Origin of the sequence: Oceanobacillus phoenicis (assembly GCF_047238145.1) — a bacterium.
Lineage (GTDB): Bacteria > Bacillota > Bacilli > Bacillales > Amphibacillaceae > Oceanobacillus.
Genome location: NZ_JBDFME010000001.1, coordinates 1667163 through 1691707 on the forward strand (window position 1 = coordinate 1667163; position 24545 = coordinate 1691707).

Annotated in this window: 22 protein-coding genes and 1 pseudogene; 14 read left to right on the forward strand and 9 right to left on the reverse strand. The window is 35.4% G+C overall.

Annotated elements, in window-relative coordinates; all coding sequences use genetic code 11:
• Window positions 1–65: 65 nt before the first annotated feature.
• Window positions 66–419 (reverse strand): hypothetical protein, encoded by a 354-nt coding sequence (locus ABC346_RS08370; protein WP_017797912.1) that lies wholly within the window; start codon window positions 417–419, stop codon window positions 66–68.
• A gap of 249 nt (window positions 420–668) precedes the next feature.
• Here ABC346_RS08370 and ABC346_RS08375 point away from each other — a divergent pair, with 249 nt between their 5' ends.
• Window positions 669–1541 (forward strand): transporter substrate-binding domain-containing protein, encoded by an 873-nt coding sequence (locus ABC346_RS08375; RefSeq protein WP_069685487.1) that lies wholly within the window; start codon window positions 669–671, stop codon window positions 1539–1541.
• 176 nt (window positions 1542–1717) lie between these two features.
• Here the strand turns inward: ABC346_RS08375 and ABC346_RS08380 are convergent, their stop codons facing one another.
• Window positions 1718–1969 carry a GlsB/YeaQ/YmgE family stress response membrane protein gene (locus ABC346_RS08380; protein WP_017797910.1) on the reverse strand — a complete coding sequence of 84 codons (252 nt, stop codon included), beginning with the start codon at window positions 1967–1969 and terminating at the stop codon, window positions 1718–1720.
• Between the two features lie 343 nt (window positions 1970–2312).
• Here ABC346_RS08380 and ABC346_RS08385 point away from each other — a divergent pair, with 343 nt between their 5' ends.
• Window positions 2313–4283, forward strand: a complete 1971-nt coding sequence (locus ABC346_RS08385) for a methyl-accepting chemotaxis protein (RefSeq protein WP_413234423.1) — start codon at window positions 2313–2315, stop codon at window positions 4281–4283.
• A 122-nt stretch (window positions 4284–4405) separates the two neighbouring features.
• On the opposite strand, the gene ABC346_RS08390 is transcribed toward ABC346_RS08385, so the two are convergent.
• Window positions 4406–4591, reverse strand: a complete 186-nt coding sequence (locus ABC346_RS08390; protein ID WP_413234424.1) for an aspartyl-phosphate phosphatase Spo0E family protein — start codon at window positions 4589–4591, stop codon at window positions 4406–4408.
• Window positions 4592–5309: 718 nt separating this feature from the next.
• Between ABC346_RS08390 and hag the strand changes: the two genes are divergently transcribed.
• The 7 genes from hag (at window position 5310) to ABC346_RS08425 (ending at window position 14257) form a co-directional block, all read left to right on the forward strand.
• On the forward strand, window positions 5310–6146 hold the full coding sequence (gene hag / locus ABC346_RS08395) for a flagellin Hag (protein ID WP_413234425.1): 837 nt from the start codon (window positions 5310–5312) through the stop codon (window positions 6144–6146).
• A 154-nt stretch (window positions 6147–6300) separates the two neighbouring features.
• Entirely contained in the window at window positions 6301–8829 is a 2529-nt protein-coding gene (locus ABC346_RS08400; protein WP_413234426.1) for a YheC/YheD family protein, read from the forward strand.
• Window positions 8830–8868: 39 nt separating this feature from the next.
• Window positions 8869–9045, forward strand: a complete 177-nt coding sequence (locus ABC346_RS08405; RefSeq protein ID WP_413234427.1) for a YjfB family protein — start codon at window positions 8869–8871, stop codon at window positions 9043–9045.
• 499 nt (window positions 9046–9544) lie between these two features.
• Window positions 9545–10579 carry an ABC transporter substrate-binding protein gene (locus ABC346_RS08410; protein WP_413234428.1) on the forward strand — a complete coding sequence of 345 codons (1035 nt, stop codon included), beginning with the start codon at window positions 9545–9547 and terminating at the stop codon, window positions 10577–10579.
• A 13-nt stretch (window positions 10580–10592) separates the two neighbouring features.
• Window positions 10593–11717 (forward strand): ABC transporter ATP-binding protein, encoded by a 1125-nt coding sequence (locus ABC346_RS08415; RefSeq protein ID WP_413234429.1) that lies wholly within the window; start codon window positions 10593–10595, stop codon window positions 11715–11717.
• Entirely contained in the window at window positions 11714–13411 is a 1698-nt protein-coding gene (locus ABC346_RS08420; RefSeq protein ID WP_413234430.1) for an ABC transporter permease, read from the forward strand. Before ABC346_RS08415 ends, ABC346_RS08420 begins: the two co-directional genes overlap by 4 nt.
• A gap of 27 nt (window positions 13412–13438) precedes the next feature.
• Window positions 13439–14257 (forward strand): HAD-IIA family hydrolase, encoded by an 819-nt coding sequence (locus ABC346_RS08425; protein ID WP_413234431.1) that lies wholly within the window; start codon window positions 13439–13441, stop codon window positions 14255–14257.
• Here ABC346_RS08425 and ABC346_RS08430 read toward each other — a convergent pair.
• Window positions 14214–14780, reverse strand: a complete 567-nt coding sequence (locus ABC346_RS08430) for a glycerol-3-phosphate responsive antiterminator (protein WP_017797901.1) — start codon at window positions 14778–14780, stop codon at window positions 14214–14216. The two genes, ABC346_RS08425 and ABC346_RS08430, sit on opposite strands and share 44 nt — an antisense overlap.
• Window positions 14781–15175: 395 nt before the next feature.
• Between ABC346_RS08430 and ABC346_RS08435 the strand changes: the two genes are divergently transcribed.
• A complete protein-coding gene (locus tag ABC346_RS08435) occupies window positions 15176–16300 on the forward strand; it encodes a zinc-dependent alcohol dehydrogenase family protein (RefSeq protein WP_413234432.1) in 1125 nt (374 codons plus the stop codon).
• A 58-nt stretch (window positions 16301–16358) separates the two neighbouring features.
• Here ABC346_RS08435 and ABC346_RS08440 read toward each other — a convergent pair whose 3' ends face one another.
• Window positions 16359–16532 carry a hypothetical protein gene (locus ABC346_RS08440; protein WP_413234433.1) on the reverse strand — a complete coding sequence of 58 codons (174 nt, stop codon included), beginning with the start codon at window positions 16530–16532 and terminating at the stop codon, window positions 16359–16361.
• A 543-nt stretch (window positions 16533–17075) separates the two neighbouring features.
• Here ABC346_RS08440 and ABC346_RS08445 point away from each other — a divergent pair.
• From ABC346_RS08445 to ABC346_RS08460, 4 genes and pseudogenes are all read left to right on the forward strand, one after another.
• A pseudogene (locus ABC346_RS08445) lies at window positions 17076–17189 on the forward strand (3-hydroxyacyl-CoA dehydrogenase); the annotation flags it as partial.
• A 26-nt stretch (window positions 17190–17215) separates the two neighbouring features.
• Entirely contained in the window at window positions 17216–17638 is a 423-nt protein-coding gene (gene crcB / locus ABC346_RS08450; RefSeq protein WP_413234434.1) for a fluoride efflux transporter CrcB, read from the forward strand.
• A complete protein-coding gene (gene crcB / locus ABC346_RS08455; RefSeq protein ID WP_413234435.1) occupies window positions 17635–17985 on the forward strand; it encodes a fluoride efflux transporter CrcB in 351 nt (116 codons plus the stop codon). Before crcB (ABC346_RS08450) ends, crcB (ABC346_RS08455) begins: the two co-directional genes overlap by 4 nt.
• Before the next feature lie 188 nt (window positions 17986–18173).
• Window positions 18174–18938, forward strand: coding sequence for an SDR family NAD(P)-dependent oxidoreductase (locus ABC346_RS08460; RefSeq protein ID WP_413234436.1), 765 nt, complete (start codon window positions 18174–18176; stop codon window positions 18936–18938).
• A gap of 73 nt (window positions 18939–19011) precedes the next feature.
• Here ABC346_RS08460 and ABC346_RS08465 read toward each other — a convergent pair whose 3' ends face one another.
• The 4 genes from ABC346_RS08465 to ABC346_RS08480 form a co-directional block, all read right to left on the reverse strand.
• Window positions 19012–20406 (reverse strand): L-cystine transporter, encoded by a 1395-nt coding sequence (locus ABC346_RS08465; RefSeq protein ID WP_413234437.1) that lies wholly within the window; start codon window positions 20404–20406, stop codon window positions 19012–19014.
• A 372-nt stretch (window positions 20407–20778) separates the two neighbouring features.
• Window positions 20779–21627, reverse strand: coding sequence for a collagen-like domain-containing protein (locus tag ABC346_RS08470; protein ID WP_413234438.1), 849 nt, complete (start codon window positions 21625–21627; stop codon window positions 20779–20781).
• Between the two features lie 226 nt (window positions 21628–21853).
• Window positions 21854–22966: an o-succinylbenzoate synthase gene (gene menC, locus ABC346_RS08475; RefSeq protein WP_413234439.1), complete on the reverse strand. Its 1113-nt coding sequence runs from the start codon at window positions 22964–22966 to the stop codon at window positions 21854–21856.
• 173 nt (window positions 22967–23139) lie between these two features.
• Window positions 23140–24489, reverse strand: coding sequence for a YfcC family protein (locus ABC346_RS08480; RefSeq protein ID WP_413234440.1), 1350 nt, complete (start codon window positions 24487–24489; stop codon window positions 23140–23142).
• Between the last annotated feature and the right edge of the window lie 56 nt (window positions 24490–24545).

Genomic DNA, 24545 nt, shown 5'->3' on the forward strand with positions numbered 1-24545 from the left:
TATCATCACTGTATTATTGTATAGAATATTTCTGATACTTTACTTTAAAAAGTTGTTGATAAAGATTAGTAATATGGTCCGTCATAATAATAAGGTCCTGGCCCATAACCTGGTGGATATGGTCCGTATCCCCATGGAGGTCCTGGTGGTCCTGGAGGCCCCGGCGGCCCAGGAGGTCCTGGTGGCCCATAATATCCAGGTCCAGGGAATAGGGCACTACCTAATAATCCTCCAGCTAATCCACCAACAAATGGCGCTAACCAGATGAAGCGTTCACCGTCATGAATAGGAGCACCATTTTCTATACGATAACTCTGATAATAGCCATAAGGTGCGTTCCAATTATAAGCATTCGTGTGATAAGGCACAAGTTGCTGCTCTTGGTGTACTACTTGATCTTCATGAAAATCATTATTCATATGCATCCCTCTTTTCTACAATCCTATATAGCAACATATGCAGTACAGTGGCCTAATGTTAAATTGGTTGTTTTATTATGTTGTAAAAGTAAACATTTGTAGTGTTGTAAAATTTCTTGTTCACACTGGTAATTATTCATTAAATATCTACCATAAAATTCGATAAACTACATTCATAAACATTTTGACAACACAATTTATTTTAAGTAGAGTTTTGTTATAATTACAAAAGCGAAAGAAGGTGCAATCTTGAAAGGAATAAATATCATACTAATTATTTTATTTTCTATCTTGTTATTAAGTGCATGTGGTAGTTCCAGTGAAGATGGGACAGACAAAAATGAAAATGGAAAGAGTACCAGCGATGATGAAAGGTGGGAAGAAATTAATACTGATGGGGAGATTGTTGTTGGGACGTCGGGTACATTATTTCCTGCATCGTATTATGAAGGTGATACTTTAACTGGATTTGATGTTGAAGTCATGCGGGAGTTAGCCAAAAGATTGAACTTGGATATTACTTTTGAAACAATGGGCGTTGATAGTATGCTTTCAGCAATTCAAAGTGGAAGAATTGATGTTGCTGCCAATCAAATTGAGTCAACAGAGAAACGAAAGAAAGAATTTAATTTCAGTGAACCATATAAATATTCTTATACTACCATGGTAGTTCGTAAAGATGATAATTCTGAAATTAATTCATTAGAAGATTTGCAAGGGAAGAAAGCTGGTGGTGGAGCAACAACAGTCTATAGCCAAATTGCAGAACATTTTGGAGCGGAAGTTGTTACTTACGGAAACGCACCAAATGAAGCATATTTACGTGATGTACATAACGGTAGAACAGATGTAGTAATCAATGATTATTATCTGCAGAAATTTGGTATCGCCGAGTTCCCTGAATTTGATATCCATTTACATCCTGAATTACGATTTAGAACAACGGAGCAATCTATAGTAATCCCAAAAGGTGAAACTCAGCTAACAACTGAAATAAATCAAGTTCTTAAAGAAATGCGTAATGATGGAACACTCTCTGATTTGGCAATTCAGTATTTTGAGGAAGACGCATCTAAAAAGCCTAATCTAGAAATGGAGGAAATAGAGGGTCTAGATCTATAACAAATGGTTTTGTGAAAAAGGTCACCATGGTAGTCTTTTCCCTATTTAAAATTTAAGATTGAAGGATCTGAATAAGCACAAAGTTCCAAAACAAGCAAAAAGATTCCAGTTATCTTTTGAATCAGATACTGGAATCTTTTTATTAGTCTTACTTGAAATGCTACGGAATTCGATAATTATCTTCTTACAGCGCGCATAATTAAGCTAACAATAAAGATTAGAATGATTGCACCGATTAATGCCGGAACAATAAAGAACCCGCCGATTTCTGGTCCCCAACTTCCTAAAATAAATGAACCTAACCATGCACCAACAAATCCTGCTAATATATTTCCAATTATACCACCTGGTAAATCTTTTCCAACAATCAAGCTAGCAATCCAACCAAGTATACCACCTATGATTAAACTCCAAATAAAACTTAACATGTGTATCATTCCTTTCTTGAGATGTTATTACTAATAACTATATATCCTATTTATTGAATGTTTAAACCAACATGAAGAATTTTGGTTTGTACAATAGTATGACTAAATAATAGAAATATATGTAAAAAAACAGTAAAAATTAGCAAAAACTTATTTTTTATAACTACATCCAAAGTGTCATTTTAGTTGTTTAAAACAAATTAAATCCATAAAACATTAAATAACAGAAATATTTCAATATTCCATCTTCCGTATATTCTATTTATTTTATGATCGTCACACCGAAAATAAGTAGAGGGATACAAAATAATTTCTATTTTGTATAAATAAAGGAGATGCTATAGTGAAAAAATTATTTAAGAAGAAAGGCATACGTTTTAAGCTAATATTGGCATTTGCAGGGTTTTTATTAATACCGGGTTATATTATTGGTGTGCTAACATATTTTAGCTCTGTGGATCAGATTGAAGGTCAATTGAAAACAAGGATTAATGAGAATATAGATATAATAAATAGAACAATAGATAATACAATGGAATCGAAAGTACATGATGTACAAATCTTTGCAGACAATATGAATGATTCCATGTATGAAAATGAAAGTGAAGAAGTATTTCAACAGTTTTCACAATATGTGGAGTTACATCCAGAAGCAGCGAGTATATATGTTGGTACAGAAGAAGGAGAATTTATACAAGAACCTCAATTGGTTCAAGATAGCAATTATGATCCAAGAGAACGTCCTTGGTACATAGCATCCATGGAAAATACGAATGATGTTATCATTTCTGATCCTTATATCGGTGTAGGAGAAGGAAAGTTGGTAGTAACTGTATCGAAAGCTATTGAAGATGGTTCAGGAGTTGTAGCAGTAGATTTAAGTTTTGATTTTATCGAAGAAATTGTTTCTGGTATAGACATTGGCAATAATGGTTATGCGTTTCTTCTCGATCAACAACAAAATGTGATTTATCATCCAGAACTAGATAAAGGAACAAAGGCAGAAGAAGAAATATATAGCAAACTTTATGAAAGCACAAATGATGAATTTTCCTACTCTTCTCAAGGTACAGACAAGTTTGTTCATTTTGCGACGAACGATTTAACAGGTTGGAAACTCGGAGGGACAATGGATCAAGATGAAGTACAAGATGCAGCATTATCTGTATTTTTCACGACAGTAATTGTTATTGTTGCATCACTCATAATAGGCGGAGTCTTAATTATATTCGTTGTGCGTTCTATATTGAAACCAATTCGTGATGTAAAAGAAACTGCACTTATTATTAGTACTGGAGATTTAACACAAGTAATTGACATGAAAACAACAGATGAAATTGGCCAATTAGGCAACGCATTCAATCAAATGCAAGATGGTTTAAGAGAATTAATTCGCGATGTGGAATTTAATGCACAACAAGTAGCTGCTTCTGCAGAACAATTAAATGCCAATTCGGATCAAATGACCAGTTCAACGGAACAGGTGTCATCAGCAATTCAAGAAGTGTCTTCAAGTGCAGAACATCAATTACATGGTACAGAAGAAAGTGCCAACTCATTGGAAGAAGTATCAACTGGAGTTGACAAAATAGTTGATAGTGCAACAGCGGTATCTGGATATGTAGATGAAATGAATAGTCAAGCAGAGATTGGTGGACAAGCGGTACACAATACGTTAGAACAAATGAATTCAATTCAGGAATCTGTTAATAACTCTAATCAAATGATTGAGTCTTTATTAGAACGCTCCAAAGAAGTTACAACGATTTTAAGTGCAATTACGGATATCTCAGAACAAACGAATCTTTTAGCACTTAATGCTGCAATTGAAGCGGCAAGAGCTGGAGAACATGGAAGAGGATTCGCTGTGGTCGCGGATGAAGTACGTAAATTAGCGGAACAATCACAGGGCTCAGCGAATGATATTAATGTTATTCTTGATGGAATTCAACACGATATCCATACTACTGTGGAGGGAATGTCACTCGTAACGGATAAGGTCTCTTCAGGTGTGGATGTGTCCTATGATGCAATTGATAAATTTGGACAAATTATGCAGACAAGCAATAAAATTCGGCCACAAGTAGAAGAAGTAACCGCCATCTCTGAAGAAATGGCTGCAGCATTACAACAAGTGACTGCAACGGCAAATGATTTAGCTAATATTGCAAGAAGTAACGCAGCATCATCTGAAGAAGTTGCAGCTTCAACACAAGAACAACTTGCATCGATGGAGGAAATCTCTGCTTCAGCTAAATCCTTAACAGCTATGGCAGAAGAGTTAACCGGAAAAATCGCAAAATATAAATATTAACGTATAATACAAAAGACAGGAGCTTATATAATGGAAATACGGACGGTCACCAAGAATATCTGTATAACATGAAAGCTCCTGTTTTTTATTAGGTAATTAAAATAATATTTGCATTATAACTGTTACAAATTTCGACTAACATCTCTTCGGGAATGTTCTTGCAAAGCGTGCGTGAGTTCATTTAATAGACTGTCTAGTGTTTGTGATAAATGAAGTACATAAGGATCTTTTGGATTTCGTTCATATGCCGCATACATTTCTCTTCGTGTAGCTTCTACTTGCTGATTCAACTTGTCTACTTTGGTCATTATTGCACGCCCTCTCCAATAATCAACGTCTTGCTGCTGGATACGGCAAGAACTAAAGAATGTCAAATTCCCCTCTGCCAAAAAAATATATAATCAATAGTTCTTATTACCTATCATAATATTGTTTAAAAATTTTGTCAATATAAGTAAAATTTGAAAGAATATACGGTTTTACTTTCACTACAAGTAACGGCCTTCTCCGATATAAGGTCGACTAACTCAGAAAACACCTATTCCGAAAGGATAGCTCATGCTATTCCAGGTGGAGTCACCACGTTGTAATTCAATTTGAAATGTAATTATAAATCTAAAATTTAACTATTAGTTAATGAAGATAGAGTAAAAAATAATAGCTTAATGAAAAAGAATCTTGAATTTAAACTAGTATACATGAATAGGGATTCACTTGTGAAGGGAACGAAGTACTAAATCGTTTTATTATTTAAAAGCAACATGTAGATGAAGAATATAATGTTACAAAAAAATTTTATAAAAACTATTAAACCTTTTATCAGTTTATCCGATATAGTAAATAGATCATCTAAAGAGATGATTGGTTAGGGCCTTAACGTTAAAGAAAGACAAGTGTTTGAGGGGGAAGCTCAAGCAAGTCGCAATCGTTTTAAGTTTACTTTGATATTGACCTAAATGGTTAATATAGATTATCAGGACACAAGGACGTGACCTGAAAAAAACAACTACATGGAGGTAGAAAATTATGATTATCAATCACAACATTTCAGCTCTTAATGCACATCGTCAATTAGGAGCAAACCAAAACGGAGTACAAGGATCTTTAGAAAAACTTTCTTCAGGTCTTCAAATCAACAAAGCTGGAGATGACGCTGCAGGTTTAGCAATCTCTGAAAAAATGCGTGGACAAATTCGTGGTCTAGAAATGGCATCTAAAAATGCTCAAGATGGAATTTCTCTAATCCAAACTGCTGAAGGTGCTTTGACTGAGACGCATTCTATTTTACAACGTATGCGTGAACTAACAGTACAAGCAGGTAACCTTGGAACTCAAGAACAAGAAGATTTAACAGCTATTCAAGATGAGATTACAGCATTAATTGATGAAATTGATGGAATTTCTGATCGTACTCAATTTAATGGTAAAAACTTATTAAATGGAGATTTAGCAACAGGAGAATCTGATCTAGTGTTCCAAATTGGTGCAAATGCAACACAACAATTAACTGTTAACATTAATGATATGTCATCAGAAGCACTTGAAGTTAATGATATCAATGTAGCTGAATTTACAGAGGGTTCCCATTTCGATGAAGCTATTGCTAAGATTGATGCTGCTATTACTTCAGTATCTTCTCAGCGCTCTGGACTTGGAGCGATTCAAAACCGTTTAGAGCATACTATTAACAATCTAGGAGCATCTGCAGAAAACTTGACTGCTGCAGAATCACGTATCCGTGACGTTGATATGGCTAAAGAAATGATGGAATTCACCAAAGGTAACATTCTTTCTCAAGCTGCTCAATCCATGCTTGCTCAAGCTAACCAACAACCACAAGGTGTATTGCAGTTACTTCAATAAATACTATAAAAAAAGAGAGTTTCCTAATGGGAAACTCTCTTTTTTTATAGTATTTATATTGTTTTAAAATAATTCCTAAAGAAATTTATTTTAGGACCGATAATATAAGAAGTTTAAAGTTTACTGTGTGTATGTTACTAAAAGGAGTATAGTTATGAACAATTTAAATGATAAACAAATTTTTCAAATTAATAATATTATTGATACTTTAATCGAGGCATCTGAGCATTTTTCTGGACTAATGAAAGAAAAAGAAATTTATCAAAGTATATATATATTTAATTCGATTGTAGAAGGTATGACTGCTATTAATAAATTGCTTAACTCTAGAGCAGATTCGTTATTAGAGATTGAAAAAATTAATAATCTATTGTTATTAACTACTATAGAATTAGAAAAAAATAATTTCTCCAAAGTATTGGAACTAAATCAATTCTCATTGGTTCCACAACTTAGAAAATTGAAAGACAGTTTTGAAGAAATAAATACTACCATTAAAAGTAAAGAAATAACTATTGGTGTTTACTATGATCAAATTAATCCAAGAAAAGTGTATCCAGAAACTCGAATAAATGCACTTGTTGAAGAAGCAGAAAAACAAGGAGTTAAGTTATTGTTCTTTTCTTCAAGTGAGGTTAGTTTTGAAGATGAAACGATTAAGGGCGAGATGTTTCTTAATGATTCATGGCAAATAATTGTAAATTCATTTCCAGATGTAATACATAATATAGGTATAACACAGAGAGCAAAGCAATCAATAGTAGAAAGAAAATTACGAAGAAAACGTCCATTTACAAGCTTTGGAATAGGGAATAAATTTTATTTACCTAAAAAAATAGTTGAAAACGTAAAGTTTGCTGAGTTATTGGTCCCATTTAAAGTTGTTACTGAAATATCAATTATATATAATTTCTTGGACTCTAACAATAAAGCTGTCATAAAGCCAATTGCTGGAAGAAGAGGTTTAAATATTTATCATATCTATAAATCTGGTGCCTATTATTTTATTCAAGATGATACAAAAGAGCAAAGATTTACTAAAGGTGAGTTAAAGGGATGGATTCAAGAAAATATCTTGAAAACAAAAAATGGGTTCATGATTCAACGGTATATTGAAGCTCGCACTATAAAAGGTGAGCCCTTTGATATACGAGCGCATGTACAAAAAAATCGAGAAGGTAAATGGCAAATCACCAAAATATATCCACGAATTGGTAATCGTAAAAGCATTTTGAGTAATATTAGCCGTGGAGGTAGAACAGAGGATTTAAAGGATTTCTTAATAAACGAGTTAAATCATAAAGGGGAACAATATGAAAAGGAATTAATAAACTTATCGTTAGATTTAACACAGCATATTGATAAATTATATGGTTTAGTTCTAGATGAACTTGGCCTTGATTTAGCTATAGATAGAAGTGGGCGTATTTGGCTGCATGAAGTTAATATGGGACCTCAATCAACATATCATGAAAACGACAGAGCTGTTAATACGATTGGCTATGCTAGATATATAGCTGAAAATGGAATATATTTAACCAATAGTTCACAAAAAGAAAAAGGACATTTTAAAGCAAAGAATACAAAATTACCTTTGGTGAATACGCAAGGAAAAACTACTATTGGAATGCTTGTTCTGGAGAAAGGAGTAAAAGATTTAGAAGTAGCTTGCGCTTATGTAGCGGAATATGAGGGAATAGAATTTTTTTATTTCACCCCAAAAGATATTGATTATGATGAAATGCTAATTAGAGGACATTTTTATAAAAATAAAAAATGGATGCCAAAACTAGTTAATTATCCGGATGCCGTGTATGACCGTCTTAGATTAAAAGGAAGAAAAGGTTATAATATAGTTTATGAAGAATTGGAAGGTATTCCATTCACTAATGAATTCTTTGGGAATTCTATTAGTAAGCTAGAAGTCTATAATAAATTAGCGTCCACCAAATCAATAAATGAAGTGATAATTCCATATCAAAAAATAACGAAGGTGAGGGATATAAACCGATTTATTGAAAAATATGGAAAAATTATTGTTAAGCCAGAAGTGGGGTCGTTTGCTAAGGGTGTTCATTTTATTGAAAAAGTTGATTTCGATAAGTATTTTTTAGTTGATGGAGAGAAAGAATCCTATTTTAGTGAAGTTGCATTATTTGAATATTTAAGAGTCTTAATTAAAAAAGGTGTATTTATTGTTCAGAAATATATAGAAACCAGAACTAAAGAAGGGAATCCATTCGATATTAGGGTTCATATGATGAAAGACGGTAACGGAAAATGGTCTTTTCCTAATATTTATCCTAGAATTGGAGTAAATTATGCAACCATATCTCCTACAGGTAGTGGTGGTTATATAGGTGGAATTGATGGTTTTTTAAAGCGACATTTTAATGAAAATACAAAATTAGAAGATCGAATTAAAGAAGTTGCTTTGAAAATTGCAGCAAGTTTTGAAAATTTATACATTGAAAAAATAGGTGAATTGGGTATTGATATTGCTATAGATAAGAGTTCAAATATATATTTAATTGAAGTGAATGTTAACCAGCCTGGAATATTATATTATGAATTTGAAGTAGCCAAACATGCTATTCCTTATGCTATTTATTTAGCGGAAATAGATAAAATAGAAAACACAGTTCGAGAAGAGCTAAATGAACCAGAAATATACCTGAAATGATTATGGGGAAGTTTTATTTAATAAAGTGAGGTGATTTACATGGATATAGCAGGGCTATCTATCGCAATGAGTCAAGCGAATGTACAACAGCAAGTATCTTTTGGACTGATGAATAAGGTAATGGACCAATCGGAACGCCAAGGTTCCAATCTATTAAAAATGCTTGATCAACCAATGCATCCTCATTTAGGTCAATCCATCGACATAAAAGGATGAATTATACTTTATAAATAACGTCTACGAGTTTATTCACTATCGTAGACGTTTTTAGTTTTTATTAAATCAAGTTAATAATCTTTATTAATTTTGTGTTAGGAGCATATCTAGGCTTTGATTGAAATGGAAGACGGCGACTCCAGCAGGAATAGCACGAGCAGAAGATCCACTTGGAAAAGTGTACTTCTTTTCCAAGTTAGCTGAGGCCGTGCCTGTGGAAAGCGCCGTCTGCAATGGAAATCAAATAGCACAATCTTCGGTTGATTCTACCCTGGGTATTGTTTTCTCTTAAAAAGTTAAATTAACCCCTCCAATTTCCTACAAAACTTCTTATCTTTCGCTATTCACAAATTTTTAAGTGCTTGCTATGATGTGTATAACTTCATATATCTCAAGAGATGACGAGAGAAGATTAAATTTTCCCCTATGTTTTTAGGGATTATTTGGTCTTTTCTCTTTTTTTATGAGATATAAATATAGCAAGAGGGGGTTGTCTTATATGAAAAAGCTTTTAATATTCTGTTTGGTGTTAGGGTTACCGTTGTTTATGCTTACAGCTTGTGCAGATGGGGGAGATAGTAGCGAAAGTGATACTGGTGGTAGCGATAGTATCACATTGTATTCACCAGAAACTCCTGATTTAACAAAGGAGCTAGCACAGAAATACGAAGAAGTGCATGGCGGTAAGGTGAATGTCCATTACGCAGGAACGAATGTATTGGTCAATCAAATGATGGCAGAGAAAGGTAATCCACAAGCGGATGTTTGGTATGGTGGTGGAGGGATTTTGCCATTTGAATCAGCAGTGGATAAAGGTATTATTACTTCTTATATCCCGGAGAGTGCGGAAGACTGGGAAGTAATTGAAAACGGTATCAAAATGAAACATCAAGATGGTTATTATACAGGGGTAGAATTATTTGTACTTGGATTCTCTTATAATACAGACTTAGTCTCAGAAGAAGAAGCTCCAAAGACTTGGGAAGACTTATTAGATCCGAAATGGGAAGGAAAGATTCAATTTCCGAACCCAGCAGCATCTGGTACATCAACTCTTATGGTACTTAGTTATATGATGCAATACGGTGAAGAAGAGGGTTGGGAATATTTCCAAAAACTAAAGGATCAAGCCAATTCAATTCCAGATTCTGGTTCTGCCCCAACAAAAGCAGTAGCGATGGGGGAAGCGCATGTTGCGGTTGGCTTTGACTTTATGGCTTATGAACATCAAGCGAATGGAGAGACTGTTGACTTTGTTGTTCCAGATAAAACGCCAATATTGTCTAATCCAATGACATTAGTAAAAGACGGTCCGAATCCTGAAGGTGGACAGAAGTTTATGGAGTTTATGTTGAGTGAGGATGCGCAGCAAATTCTTGCGGACTGGTATCATATTCCGATTAATCCAGACATAGAATCGAAGACACCTTTGTCCATTAATAATATTAGTGAACATGCGGTAGACCTTGATATCGACTGGGTGAATGAAAATTATGATCGAATACGTAATGAGTGGAATAGCAAAATTAAGTAAAGGATGATCAATCATGGGGGCAGTTTCTGTAGAGAATTTGCGAAAGGATTTTGGTGGAGTAACGGTACTTGAAAATATAAATTTGGATATTAAAGAGGGCGAATTTTTCGCCCTCTTAGGTCCATCCGGTTGTGGTAAAACGACAACCATGCGTTGTATTGCTGGATTTGAAAATCTAACAAGCGGCTCAATAAAAATTGGCAATCAAGAAGTAAATCGCTTTGCTCCAAATCAGCGGAATTGTGGCATGGTATTCCAGAGTTATGCCTTATTTCCACATATGAATGTATTCGATAATGTCGCTTATAGTTTAAATATTAAAGAGTTACGGAAGGGAAATCCATTTAAAAAAATAGCCGTTTATATACGCATGCTTAATAGTAGGATTGTGAAGTATTCAAAACCAATCGAAGAAAAAGTGATGGGGATTTTAGAATATGTGGAATTGCAAGATCACGCCCATAAATTAACTGGAGAACTATCTGGTGGACAGCAACAGCGAGTAGCCCTAGCAAGAGCTTTGATCATGGAACCAGAAGTGTTGTTAATGGATGAACCATTATCAAATCTAGATTTAAAACTTCGGCATACAATGCGGAATACGATTCGACGGATCCAACAAGATTTAAAAATTACGACTATCTTTGTAACCCACGATCAAGAGGAAGCAATGAGCATGGCTGATCGTATAGCGGTGATGAAAGATGGAGAAATTTTACAAGTTGGAACACCAACGGATTTATATAGTCATCCGAAAACATCGTTTATCGCTGACTTTGTAGGTACTTCAAATATTATTATTGGTCAAGTTATCTCTTCAGAATCTGGTAGGACAACGATTCAAATTGGTGACCAAACAGTTCAATCAGCTCAAGAGACTGACGAAAAGGAAGTGCAAGTGATTATTCGGCCAGAAAATATAATTATCATTAAAAATAATGATCAGCATGTATATGATAATCAATTTGAAGGAACCATCCAAATTGCGACCTATTTAGGATCCGTTGTCCGTTATGAGGTCAAGGTGGGAGGGCAGTTACTTATTATTGATACCACATATGAATCTGGAGATAGTATTTTGAAAAATGGTACAGCAGTGCAACTTGGAGTTTTACCTGAGAGGGTGTTATTAATATGAAAAAACTCCGGAAATTCTCAAGCATGACAGCTATCAAATGGTTCATCTACGCATTTTTTCTTTTGTTTTTAATACTACCATTACTTGCAGTATTTTTGGTTAGTTTTACAAATGACCCAATCAACTTATTTGGTTCGTTTAAAAATACAGAAACATTGCGCACTACGTTGGAACAATTTCAAAACGGAACGTTGGAAAACTTTAAGGCGATTTTTTCAAATGGGCATTATTTTTCTGGCCTGAAAAATAGCATTCTCTTGTCTTTTATCGTTTCGGTTGCGGTCATTTTACTTTGTGTTCCAATCGCATATGGGATTGCACGGACAAATATGCCATGGAAGAAAACGATAAGTGCATTATGTACGATACCACTCGTTGTACCAACATTTATCTCGGCGTATGCATTTATTATTATGTTTGGACGTTCTGGGTGGGTCACATATATTTATCAAGCACTTGGCGGTGAAGGATTATTTATTGATCCGTATTCGATGACAGGCATTGCTATTGTACAGATCTTTTTCTTCTTTCCATATGCACTGTGGCCAATGGTTGCCGCGTTTAAAATTAGTGATGCTTCCTTAGAAGAAGCTTCCAGGAATATGGGGGCAAAGGGCTGGTTGACTTTTCAGACGGTGACATTTCCTTTAGTGATTCCAGGAATGCTATCGACGTTAATGGTTATTTTTGCGGTCAGTTTTTCCGATTTTGGAACACCAATCATTTTAGCTCCAACGGATTTAAATTTAATTGTTGTGGATGCATATCGAGAAATTGCTGGATTCTTTAATTGGGGTGGAGCTGCTATCTTAACGGTAATTATGATTGCAATTGCTGCCATTGTATACTGGTTACAAAATTTCTTTTTAAAAGGAAGAAATTACGATACGGTTTCTGGAAAACCAAAGCAAATTAAATTAAACAAAAATAGAAAAGTTACGATTCCGTTATCCATTTTTTCTGGATTTGTTGTATTTGTTCCTTTGCTTGCAATGCTTACGGTATTTCTCCAGTCAATTGCGACAACATGGGGGAAAGACCCATTACCAACAGGGTATACACTCGATCATTACAAAACAATTTTTTCCTCATCATTAGGGAATATACAAAACAGTTTAATTTTAGCATTTGGCGCTTTAATCATTAGTGTGGTAGTTGCTGTATTTGTATCGTATTTCGTCGTTAGGCAGAAGTCTACTTCATTGGATTTTATGACGACGATTCCGCTTATTGTTCCCGGGATTGCATTTGGGGTGGCATTAATCCAAACATTTAATGTTGCACCATTACAATTAACAGGAACAGCATTCATTCTGATTGTAGCTTATGCGATAAGAAGGCTGCCATATATGGTGCGATCAACTGTTGGAACAATGAAATCAATAAAAAAAGACATTGAAGAAGCTGCAGTGAATTTAGGTGCTTCTACATTTACTTCTGCCATAACGATTCTTGGACCGTTAATGTTACCGGGAATTGCAGCTGGGTCTATCTTAGTGTTTGTAACGGTGATTAAAGAAACAAGTATATCGATATTAATGGCGCCTGCTGAGTGGGCACCGATGAGTTTGGCTATTTTTCAAAATGTACTGCGCGCGGAGTATTATTCTGCCGCGGCAATGTCGATTATTTTAGTATTAATGGTAGTAACACTGCAAATGATTGCCAATAAAATTTCATCTTCAAGTAAATAGTGTATTTCATCATGGGGAGGAATATTATTGCAAAGGGGATTCATATTTGACTTAGATGGTACGATTTATATTGATAATCAATTAATTCCTGGGGCTTTGGATACCGTACAAAAACTCATTGAACGTGGCGACAAGATTATTTACTTTACGAACAAATCAATCGAAAGTATTGCCACTTATGTACAAAAACTAAGGGCGTTAGGTATCGAAGTACAAGATAATCAAATCGTAAACTCTAATTACCTAGTCGCTCGATATTTAGAGAAGAATATTGCACAACAAGCAAATGTTATGGTCATAGGTGAAAATCCTTTGATTGAAGAAATAGAAAAAATAGGAATAGGATGTACGTGGAATCCAGTAGAAACATCGTATGTTATTATTGGTTGGGATCGAGAGTTCACATATGAAAAGCTCAACCTTGCGTTTCAAGCTTGGAAAAAAGGAGCAACAATCATCGCGACAAATCCTGACCGAACATGTCCAGTCGCAAGTGGTGAAATTCCAGATTGCGGAGCAATGATTGGAGCTTTAGAAGGAGCAACAGGCGAAAAAGTTGAGATGATATTAGGAAAACCTTCTGTTCAAGCGGCGAAATTTATTACACAAGAGTTGATGCGTCTCCCACCTGAGCAATGCTTTATGATAGGAGACCGAATAGAAACAGATATAAAGATGGGCATCGAAAGTGGGATGCATACGGTATTAGTACTTACGGGCATCACAACTAAAGAAATGGTGAACCAGTCACAATACCAGCCTGAATTTATAGTTGATAGTATTCGAGATTTAATAGATGCAACTACAAATCTAAATTCCAAAGGGAAGGATCTCCGGAAGAAATAGCAAGTGCACCGGCTTCAAGTCCATTCATAATTTCTTGTTTTTCACTAATCAATCCACCTGCGATTACTGGTAGGTGGGTTTGTTTTGTAATTTGATCGATAATTTTTGGCATTAATCCGGGGAGTATTTCAATGGCATCTGGACGAACAGAATTTGCGATTTCGACTCCCTTTAATAAAGCATTTTTATCAATTACAAAAATGCGTTGTATGGTCGCTAAATTTTCTTCTTTTGCATATTTAATTAGATTACTTTTTGTAGTGACTATGCCAAGAGGTTTCCATTCTCTAGCAATATATTGGATGGCATTTCTCGAATTGGTTAACCCATCAATAAAATCAAGATGAATAAAGGCCGATTTATTTGCTTCTTTTAATCTATCAATATATTGCTTTGTAGAGAGAAGATTCCCTGTCAATAAAAATATAACATTCGCATTTGAAGTAATCGCATATTGAATATCTTGTTCCTTTTTCACAGAGGCAATAACTTGTGACTGAACAATATCCACAATATGAGCCAATCTATCCCGTCCTTTCTACTAAATTTGTTGAGTAATTATCTGTAAAAAATACAGTTTTGTAATGTTAATATCGTTATCTATATCATATTATTCTATATGGACAGGATTTATTCGGTAGATGGATGTATAAAGCAAGTCACGTATAATGGTGATAGGAATAAGAGAAGAGAAGAAGTACACTTTACTGATATTTTTGTAATTTTATGTTAAGTAGAATATAATCATTGCAACAGATGCAATCAATTACTATGATTAAATTAAAGCGCTTCCTTAAATGTGAATAATACATGCGACAAGGTATTCGTGCGTGATTCTGAGGAATTTCCTAATTTTCTTTCATCCACAAAAGAGTTTTATGAATAATAGATTGATAAAATTGCTGGAGGGATAATATTATGCAAACAAAAGCAGCGGTACTACGTAAATCAGGAGTAAAACATCCATACACTGAAAGTCAGCCAGTTCGAATTGAAACAGTTGAGTTAGATGCTCCAAAGCGTGGAGAGGTATTATTAGAAATAAAGGCAGCTAGCTTATGTCATTCGGATCTATCCGTTATTAATGGAAGTAGACCAAGACCATTACCGATGGTGTTAGGTCATGAAGCTTCTGGAGTGGTAAAAGAAGTAGGGGAAGGTATCGAAGATTTAGAAGAAGGAGATCACGTTGTATGTGTATTTGTACCGAGCTGTGGTCATTGTCTCCCATGTAAAGAAGGTAGGCCGGCATTATGTGAGCCTGGGGCGAAAGCGAATAATGAAGGAACATTATTCAATGGTGAACGAAGATTACGTCAAGGGGACGATACCATCCACCATCATATTGGTGTCTCTGCTTTTTCTGAATATGCGGTTGTATCTAGGAATTCCATAGTAAAAGTAGATAAGGATATTCCTTTTGAAAAGCTAGCGCTATTTGGTTGTGCAGTAATTACAGGAGTAGGTGCTGTCGTCAATACAGCCAATGTTAAGCTTGGCAGTACTGTTGCAATTGTTGGTTTAGGTGGTATCGGACTAAGTGCATTGCTTGGGGCAGTAACTGCGGGTGCTTCCCGTATTATAGCTGTCGACATTAATGAAAATAAATTAAAACAAGCGAAAAAATTAGGAGCTACCGATGTTTTTAACTCGAAAGATGAGACAGTAATCGAACAAATTAAGGAAGCAACAAATGGTGGAGTGAATTATGCATTTGAAACAGCTGGAGCAGTACCTGCAATGGAAGTTGCATATGGTATAACCAAACGTGGGGGTACAACTGTAACCACAGGACTACCGCATCCACAACATCAGTTTTCGTTTCCCTATGTGACATTAACGGCAGAAGAAAAAACATTAAAAGGTTCCTATGTTGGAAGCTGTGTGCCAGATCGTGATATTCCAAGATTCATGGAATTATTTAAACAAGAAAAACTGCCAGTAGACCAATTAATGACCGAATTTATAAAGTTGGATGATATTAATGAAGGCTTTGATAAACTAGCCAAAGGGGACGCTTCTCGTATTATTATTCAATTTTAGATAATAAGAAAGCCGTACCTTAAATAATAGGCTACGGCTTTCTTATTTGAATAGATAACTATTTGGATTCATCTCGTCTCTCTGCCAATTGCTGTTGAATCAATTCTAGATTTCTTTCAATTCTGTTTAACCGTTCGTCTTGTTGTTTTGTTTTTGTGTTTTGAACGATATTTGCTTGTATAGACTCTTCAATTGCAACTCCTGCAGCGTACGTCGCAATAGCGTCTCCCACTGTGGTGAGTAGCCCTGCATTAAACCTAACTTTAAACTTCTTGCAATTTCGATATCCTCTTCCGTAACACCGGATGAATTAAAGTTGTTATTTGTCATAGCCATTCCTCGTTTAATCTTTTTATTTTATTATATTCACATTAGGCAATAACCGTTATTTATTTTATATCCTAGTATTATCGAATTACTATATTAGAAAGAATAGCATAGATTTGGCTTCTAAATGTAAAAAGTAAGGAACTTATTATAATTTAATCAGTCGTTTTTGATTATTGAGATTATCATAGGTTTTTATAAAATCAATTGTATTTCTGTCGTAGGTAAATTGATGTTCGTAGTAGAGTCGGTTTATGTGTCCAAAATGAGGAAGAGTCACCAATAGAGGTAAGAAAAAAAGATGTAGTTTTAGCATATACTTCGTTTATTTATAAGATGTCTACAATAAATATGGATGTATATCCATGCTCTTAAAGAACAATCTTAAGGAGAGAAGGTATTGTGATGGACTTTAAAAATGTAACTGTTGCTGGTAGTGGCGTACTTTGCCAATTTATTAAAAGAAGCATACTTAGAAAAAGGGAAACTTGGTGTTGAATCTGGAGAGGGATTTTATAAGTATCCGAACCCTGCAGACGCAGAAAGGGATTTCTTGAAGTAAATGAACTGGTTGTAAGTAGAATAAAAATGGGTAGTATCTACCCGTTATTAAGTGGTGAAGATATGAATGTACTTATTGTTATGGTGGGCGGCTTTATTGGAGCTATATTGCGTTATTTATTAGGGGAATGGATGTCAGCAAACAGTGGCTTTCCGATTGGGACATTTTTCATTAATTTAATTGGATGTTTTGTGCTGGGGTGGTTAATATCGTTTGTTTCAAGGAATCACTATGTACGGCAAGAATGGTCACTTTTATTTGGAACAGGTTTACTTGTATCTTTTACCACATTTTCTACCTTTTCTGTAGAAACAATATTACTTGTACAGTCAGCTAAATATATGTTATCAATTGTATACGTTTTAGGGAGTGTATTATTTGGAGTTGGTCTCGCCTACTTTGGTGCCCGTATTGCATTCACATCTAGAAAAGAGGAAGATATTTCATGACAATATGGATGGTTGGTATCGGAGGCTCTCTTGGAGCTGCGGCAAGATATGGTTTGAGCCAGTGGTTGAATAAATATCCTTTTTTTCCTTTAGGAACGTGGATAATTAATATATTAGGTTCATTTATATTAGGGCTTTGTTTGCAATATTATTTAGCGGGAGTTTTAAGTTTAGATTGGTGGGCATTTATTGGAGTTGGTATATGTGGAGGATTTACAACCTTTTCTACTTTTGGTACGGAGGTAGTTTCAATGTTACAACATAAGAAATGGAAACAAGCTATCCTCTATATAAATATAACGATAATTTTGAGTTTATTCGGTGCGTGGCTTGGGATTATTATTTAATTTCAAAAATGCTATGCACCGCTTTTTGAAAAAAAGGTTTCCATATTAATTGAATTTGAGATTGCTGCTGATTTTAAAAAAGTGTAAATAGTCAAGCAAATTACTTGTGATATTGTAAACGTTTGCATAGAATGATAGAGAAACAAGTTACGAAAGAGAAGTAAATTATTAAAAGGGAGTGGATAATCTTGGAAGGAAAAGTCGTACTTATCACTGGTGGTGCAGGTGGTATAGGTCAAGCTACTGCAAAACTATTATTAGATCATGGGGCAAAGGTTGCTTTGGTAGATATCAATGAAAGTTCGTTATTAAAGGCAAAAGAATCTCTTAACGTAGAAGAGGATCGAATCTATACAATTACTGGAAATGTGACAGTTGAGGAAGACGTAGAAAATTATGTGAAAGAAACAGTAGACCGTTTTGGGAAGATTGATGTTTTCTTTAACAATGCAGGAATTAATGGACCAGTAGCACCTATTACAGAACTGGAACAAGGTACTTTTGAAAAGATAATGTCAATTAATGTAACGGGCGTATTCTTAGGTCTGAAACATGTAATTAAACAAATGAAAAAGCAAGGTTATGGTAGTATTGTGAATACAGCTTCAAATGCTGCATATATTGGTTCGGCAGGTATGGTCGGTTATATTGCTTCTAAACATGCAGTTGCTGGTATTACTAAAACAGCTGCTTTAGAGGTAGCGCCAGATGGAATACGGGTAAATGCCGTAGCACCAGCTGCAATCGATACACAAATGCTTGCTGATATTCAGAATAACCTTACTCCTGGGGAACCAGAAAAATCTGGGGAAGCTTTAAAACAAGGTATCCCAGCAGGAAGATTCGGAGCTCCAGAAGAAGTTGCTCAAGTTGTGAAGTTTTTAGCTTCTGATGATGCATCCTTTGTAAATGGATCGCTTTACAATGTAGACGGTGGGATGCAAGCTGATTAATAGAAAACAGCAGTGTTGGTTACAAGCCAACCTGCTGTTTTTTTATTCTCAATATTAAAATTCTAATTAAAAATTAAATACCTGTGTTCTCAACAACAGATTTTTTATCTTGGTAAGTTTCATGGTTAAGGTTTCGCATTACTTTTGAAGTTAATGTTCCGGATACCATGCTTCCATTTACATTTAGAGCGGTACGGCCCATATCAATTAATGCTTCAATGGAGATTAATAATCCTGCCAGACCTACTGGCAATCCCATTGAAGATAGAACAATAATTGCTGCAAAAGTTGCTCCTCCACCAACACCAGCTACACCAAATGAACTGATAGCTGTAATTAATACTAATTGAATAATGAAATCAAACGATAAAGGATCAATCCCGACCGTAGGAGCAATCATAACTGCTAACATGGCCGGATAGATACCCGCACAACCATTTTGCCCCATTGTAGCTCCGAATGATGCAGATATATTAGCCGCTCCATCATCTACGCCAAGTGCATTCTTTTGCGCGGAGATATTTAATGGAATCGTTCCAGCACTTGAACGTGATGTGAATGCGAAACCGAGAACTGGAATGACTTTTTTCAAATAGGTCATCGGATTAAGTCCAAATACACCAACGAGAACCAAATGAATCAAGAACATCACGAGTAGTGCAGCGTAGGATGCAATAACAAACTTACCTAATTGAATAATTCCTTCATAATTCGTACTTGCAACCATATTTGTCATTAAAGCAAGTACTCCAAACGGTGTTAACCGAAGAACAAGAGTTACAATTCGCATAATCACACTGAATATGGCGTTTATTCCTTTGGTAAATATCGCTGCATGCTCCGGTTGTTTTCGCTTTACACCGAGTGTGGCAATACCGATAATTACGGAAAAGATTACCACAGCGATAACTGAAGTTGGACGCTCACCAGTCATATCTAAAAATATATTACTAGGAATAAAGTTTAGAATTCGTTGTGGTGTTGTTTGGCCTTCCATTTCAGAAAAGCTTTGTTCGATTGAAAGCCCACGATCTGTTTCTGCTTGACCAGCTTCAATTTGCTCGGCATTTAAATCAAATACTAATGCAGATCCAATACCCACTAATGCTGCAATTAATGTTGTAGAGATAAGTATTCCGATTATCCACCCAGCCATTTTTCCGAGTTCTTTTGTCTTATCTAGGTTAATAATGGCGCGAATAATGGATATCATTACAAGTGGTACAACAATTACCATCAAAAATCTTACATAACCACTACCAACAATACTGTACCAATCTAGTGTCCCAGTTAATATAGAAGAACCTTCTCCATAAATGGCTTGTAAAATTGCTCCAAGGACAATTCCTATTCCCATACCAGTAAAGACTCGTTTGGAGAATGATACATGTTTCTTCTGCATATAAATTAGTAATCCAATAAGAGCCAGTAACACTATAACATTGATTAAAATAAATAAATTATCCATTAATAATTACCCTCCTTTTAAATATAAATAATTCCTATGAATTTACTACGAATTAAACTATACAATGATTCTATGTCTTAATCAAGAGAAAATGATTGGCTGTCTTTTGAGTTTATGTAATATGGATAATAATAAACATATAAGAATATCAGTGAGTCTAGTTAAATTACAATTTGAAGTAACCGTTAATCCAAAATAAATTATTAGTTATAAATCTTGAAACATGTGTTATAAAAAATATACTTTATATAATTGAAAAGGGAGGAAACTTGAATTTCCTCCCTGTGTTCAATCCTACAATAATATATATTTGTTTCGTATAAACATATATTTCACTTTGTTGCATAGTTATGTTATGCAAAGAAAATTCAATTAAGTGAGTCTTGTTATATTCAACGATGCATTAACAATAGTTACTCCATCGGATGTTGTAACTAGCGTGTCGGGTGTAGTCCCAATGTTACGCAGTGTCAATGTAGAACCACTTGGTATGGTTAATATAGCAGAGCCTACAGCTGGCCTAGTTATATTATTTTGCCCACCGGTTTGGCCGTACCTTGTTGTATTTTGAATTGCCCCATTTAGAACTATTGCATAAGCTAAAGTAGAGTTTGTTCCGGAATTTAATACGTTAACTGTGTATGAAATCAAATAGTCACCACCAGTTGTAATTGTGACAGTTGTAGTTACAGATCCATGAGCAACTCCTCCAGATAAAGGTCCATTTGCGCTAAAAGTAATATCTCCTCCGGCAACAACGGTTTGAGCTCCGGTATTATATACATATCCATATGCTGAAGAGAAAGTCCCTGTTGGTCCAGTCGGTCCGGTAGCCCCAGTTGGTCCTGTTGGTCCAGTGGCTCCAGTAGGCCCAGTAGCGCCGGTGGCTCCAGTAATACCATCAATTCCATCCGCGCCGGTCGCCCCCGTAGTTCCTGTCGGCCCAGTAGCGCCCGTGGCTCCAGTAATACCATCAATGCCATCCGCCCCAGTAGGTCCCGTAGCTCCAGTTGGTCCGGTAGCGCCATCAATGCCATCCGCGCCCGTAGGTCCCGTAGCTCCAGTCGGTCCTGTAGCCCCCGTAGGCCCTGTAGCGCCAGTAGGGCCGATTGTTCTAGAGGGATTAGAGATTATAATAGTTATGATTATTTCTATTAAAAGGCCGGTAAACTGTATATTCAATTTTTGATTTTTTTTCCTACCATTGTTCTCTCTTGCCATTTTATCCCTAACTTTCTTATCACTTTACTAATAGTTAAATTATTCTACTTTTGATAATTATGTGTGGACAATAATGGCGATAAAAATATACTAAGGGAGAGTGTGGAATGAAATTCAATCATTAAACACACAAGTTGGTAGTTCAGTTTAATATGAGATAACTATATAATGATGAAACTCGTTATACTACATGGAAAATATAGATTTGCCTAAAAAGTTTTTTTAGTTAATTTGAATTGAATGTTTTCTTCTGTACCGTGTATTTTGCTAGCTTTTCTCGACTTACGTTGTATCCAATACCAGGGTCACTTGGTACTTGTACTATACCGTCATGGACAAATACTTCAGGGTCGATAATATCTTCTTGCCAATATCGGGAAGAAGCAGCAGTATCACCTGGTAACGTAAAGTTTGCTAATGATGTTACTGCGATATTATGAGCGCGTCCTATTCCGGATTCAAGCATTCCACCACACCACATTGGAATTTCAGCTTCTTCACATAGGTCATGAATTTTTTTCATGATGGATAGTCCGCCGACACGACCAACTTTCATATTAATAATTTTTCCGCTACCAAGTTGTATCGCTTTTCTTGCATCATCATAAGAATGAATGCTCTCGTCTAAACATATTGGTGTTTCCAAGTGTTTTTGTAGTTCTGCGTGGTCAATAAGATCACCAGCAGTTAATGGTTGTTCAATCATCATTAAGTTATATGGGTCAAGTTGTTTCAATAAATCAATATCATCTAGCGTATAGGCAGAGTTTGCATCAACCATTAGCGGTATGTCAGGATAATATTCTCTAATTTCTTTTACTACTTCTACATCTTTACCTGGTTTGATTTTAACTTTAATTCGTTTGTATCCTTCATCTACTTTTTCCTTTATATTCATAAGTAGTTTTTCCATATCTTCTTCGATACCTAGACTGACGCCAACTTCAATTTCTTTTTTTGTTCCACCAAGAGCATCTGCTAATGAGATTCCTTGGCGTTTTGTATATATATCCCAAGCTGCTGCATCAATCACAGCTTTTGCGAGATTATTTCGTTTAAACGGAGCGAACAATTCAGCTAATTCATCTGGATGTTCCCACTCATGTTGCAACGCAAGCGGTACGAGAAACTGTTCTAACATAACCCAGCTTCCATCTGTGAATTCCTCAATATATAATGGTGAATCTGATGTGACACATTCTCCCCAGCCTATATTTCCGAGTTCATCTGTTGCTTCGATAATAACAAAGCTACGGTCTTGTTCTGTACCAAAGCTTGTTGTAAATGGATTTTTCATACGCATACTTACTTTATGCATGGTGATTTCTTGAAATTTCATTATTAAAGGACTCCTTTGTTTGATTTACACATGAGCAAACGTTCCTCATATTAATAGGGAAAGATGGACGCTATCACTCTGATAAGTATAGCTAACCCCTCAGTGATAGGTACTGAAGGATGTCTTACTATATAAGAATAACGCATTATTGGAAAATAATCTTGGTATGAGAATTACATCGGTCCCCAATTTATTATGACGGCAATACATAAGAAAATAATACCAATGATATACCAGATAATTACTAAAGGAAATGCGAATTTAATCCACTTTATCCAAGGAATGCCTGCAATTGCCAAGTTTGCCATTAATACACCAGATAACGGGGTAATAATGTTTGTAAATCCATCACCCATTGTGTAGGCTTGCACGGCAACTTGTCTTGGTACATCCATCAAATCTGCAAGAGGTGTCATAATTGGCATCACGATCGCTGCTTGTCCACTACCAGAAGAAACAATGAGATTAAACAGACCGTTTCCGATAAACATAACTATCGCTCCTAATACACTGGAAAAAGGTTCCATTACAATTGCCATTCCATGAACAATTGTATCGAGAACATAACCATTTTCTAATACAACGACAATGGAACGAGCCATACCAATAATTAATGCACCATATAGTACTCCTTTCGCACCATTCATAAACTCCTCTACCATTTGATTTGCTCCCATTTTAGAAACAATAGCAGTTAACATGGCAATGGCAATAAATACGCCTGCCATTTCATTAATGGACCATTCTAACTGGAATACTCCATAGACATATGTTGCGATACCGAGAACAAGTATAGCGAGTACAATCTTGTGAATAGTTGTTAATATTCCATCTACTTCTTCAACATTTTGTTCATCATATTTTGGAAAACGATTTTCCCGTAGGATACTTTTGTTCGGGTCTTTTTTAACCCGATTTGCATACCAGATAATATAAGCAATAGTGGCACTTACAACAGTGACATATATTATTAGACGTAATCCAATACCTGAAAATAAAGGAAGTTGAGCAATTTGTTGAGCAAACCCTGTTGTCATTGGATCGAGAAAACCGATAGCAAAACCAGAATAAGCTCCTAAATAAATTATAGATACTCCTACGATTGCATCCATCTTCATTGCTCTAGCTAAAATAATTCCAATTGGAATAAAAGCGATAACAGCATTCACAATTATACCGAGTGCTCCAAATATAGAAAATAAACTAGCTACGATAATAATTAACATCCATTCTCTATTTTGTGTTCCCCGGATTGTTTTCATAATAAGGTTGTCGATAGCACCTGTTTTCTCAATGACTGCAAAAGCCCCGCCAATGATCAATACAAGGAATATTAAACCAGCTCCACCAATGAGACCATCTTGAATAGAGCGAAAGATGTCAATCACTGAAGTAGGATGCCGCTCTATTTGGCTATAACTATCTGGAACGATCACATCAATTCCATTCTCAGAAGCTTCCCGGTCAAACGATCCAGCTGGAATAATGTACGTTAGTAATGCAGCGATAATAAGAAATAGCAAATAGAATCACATAAGCATCAGGTAAGATGAGTTTCTTTTTTTTCTTTTGTTGTTTA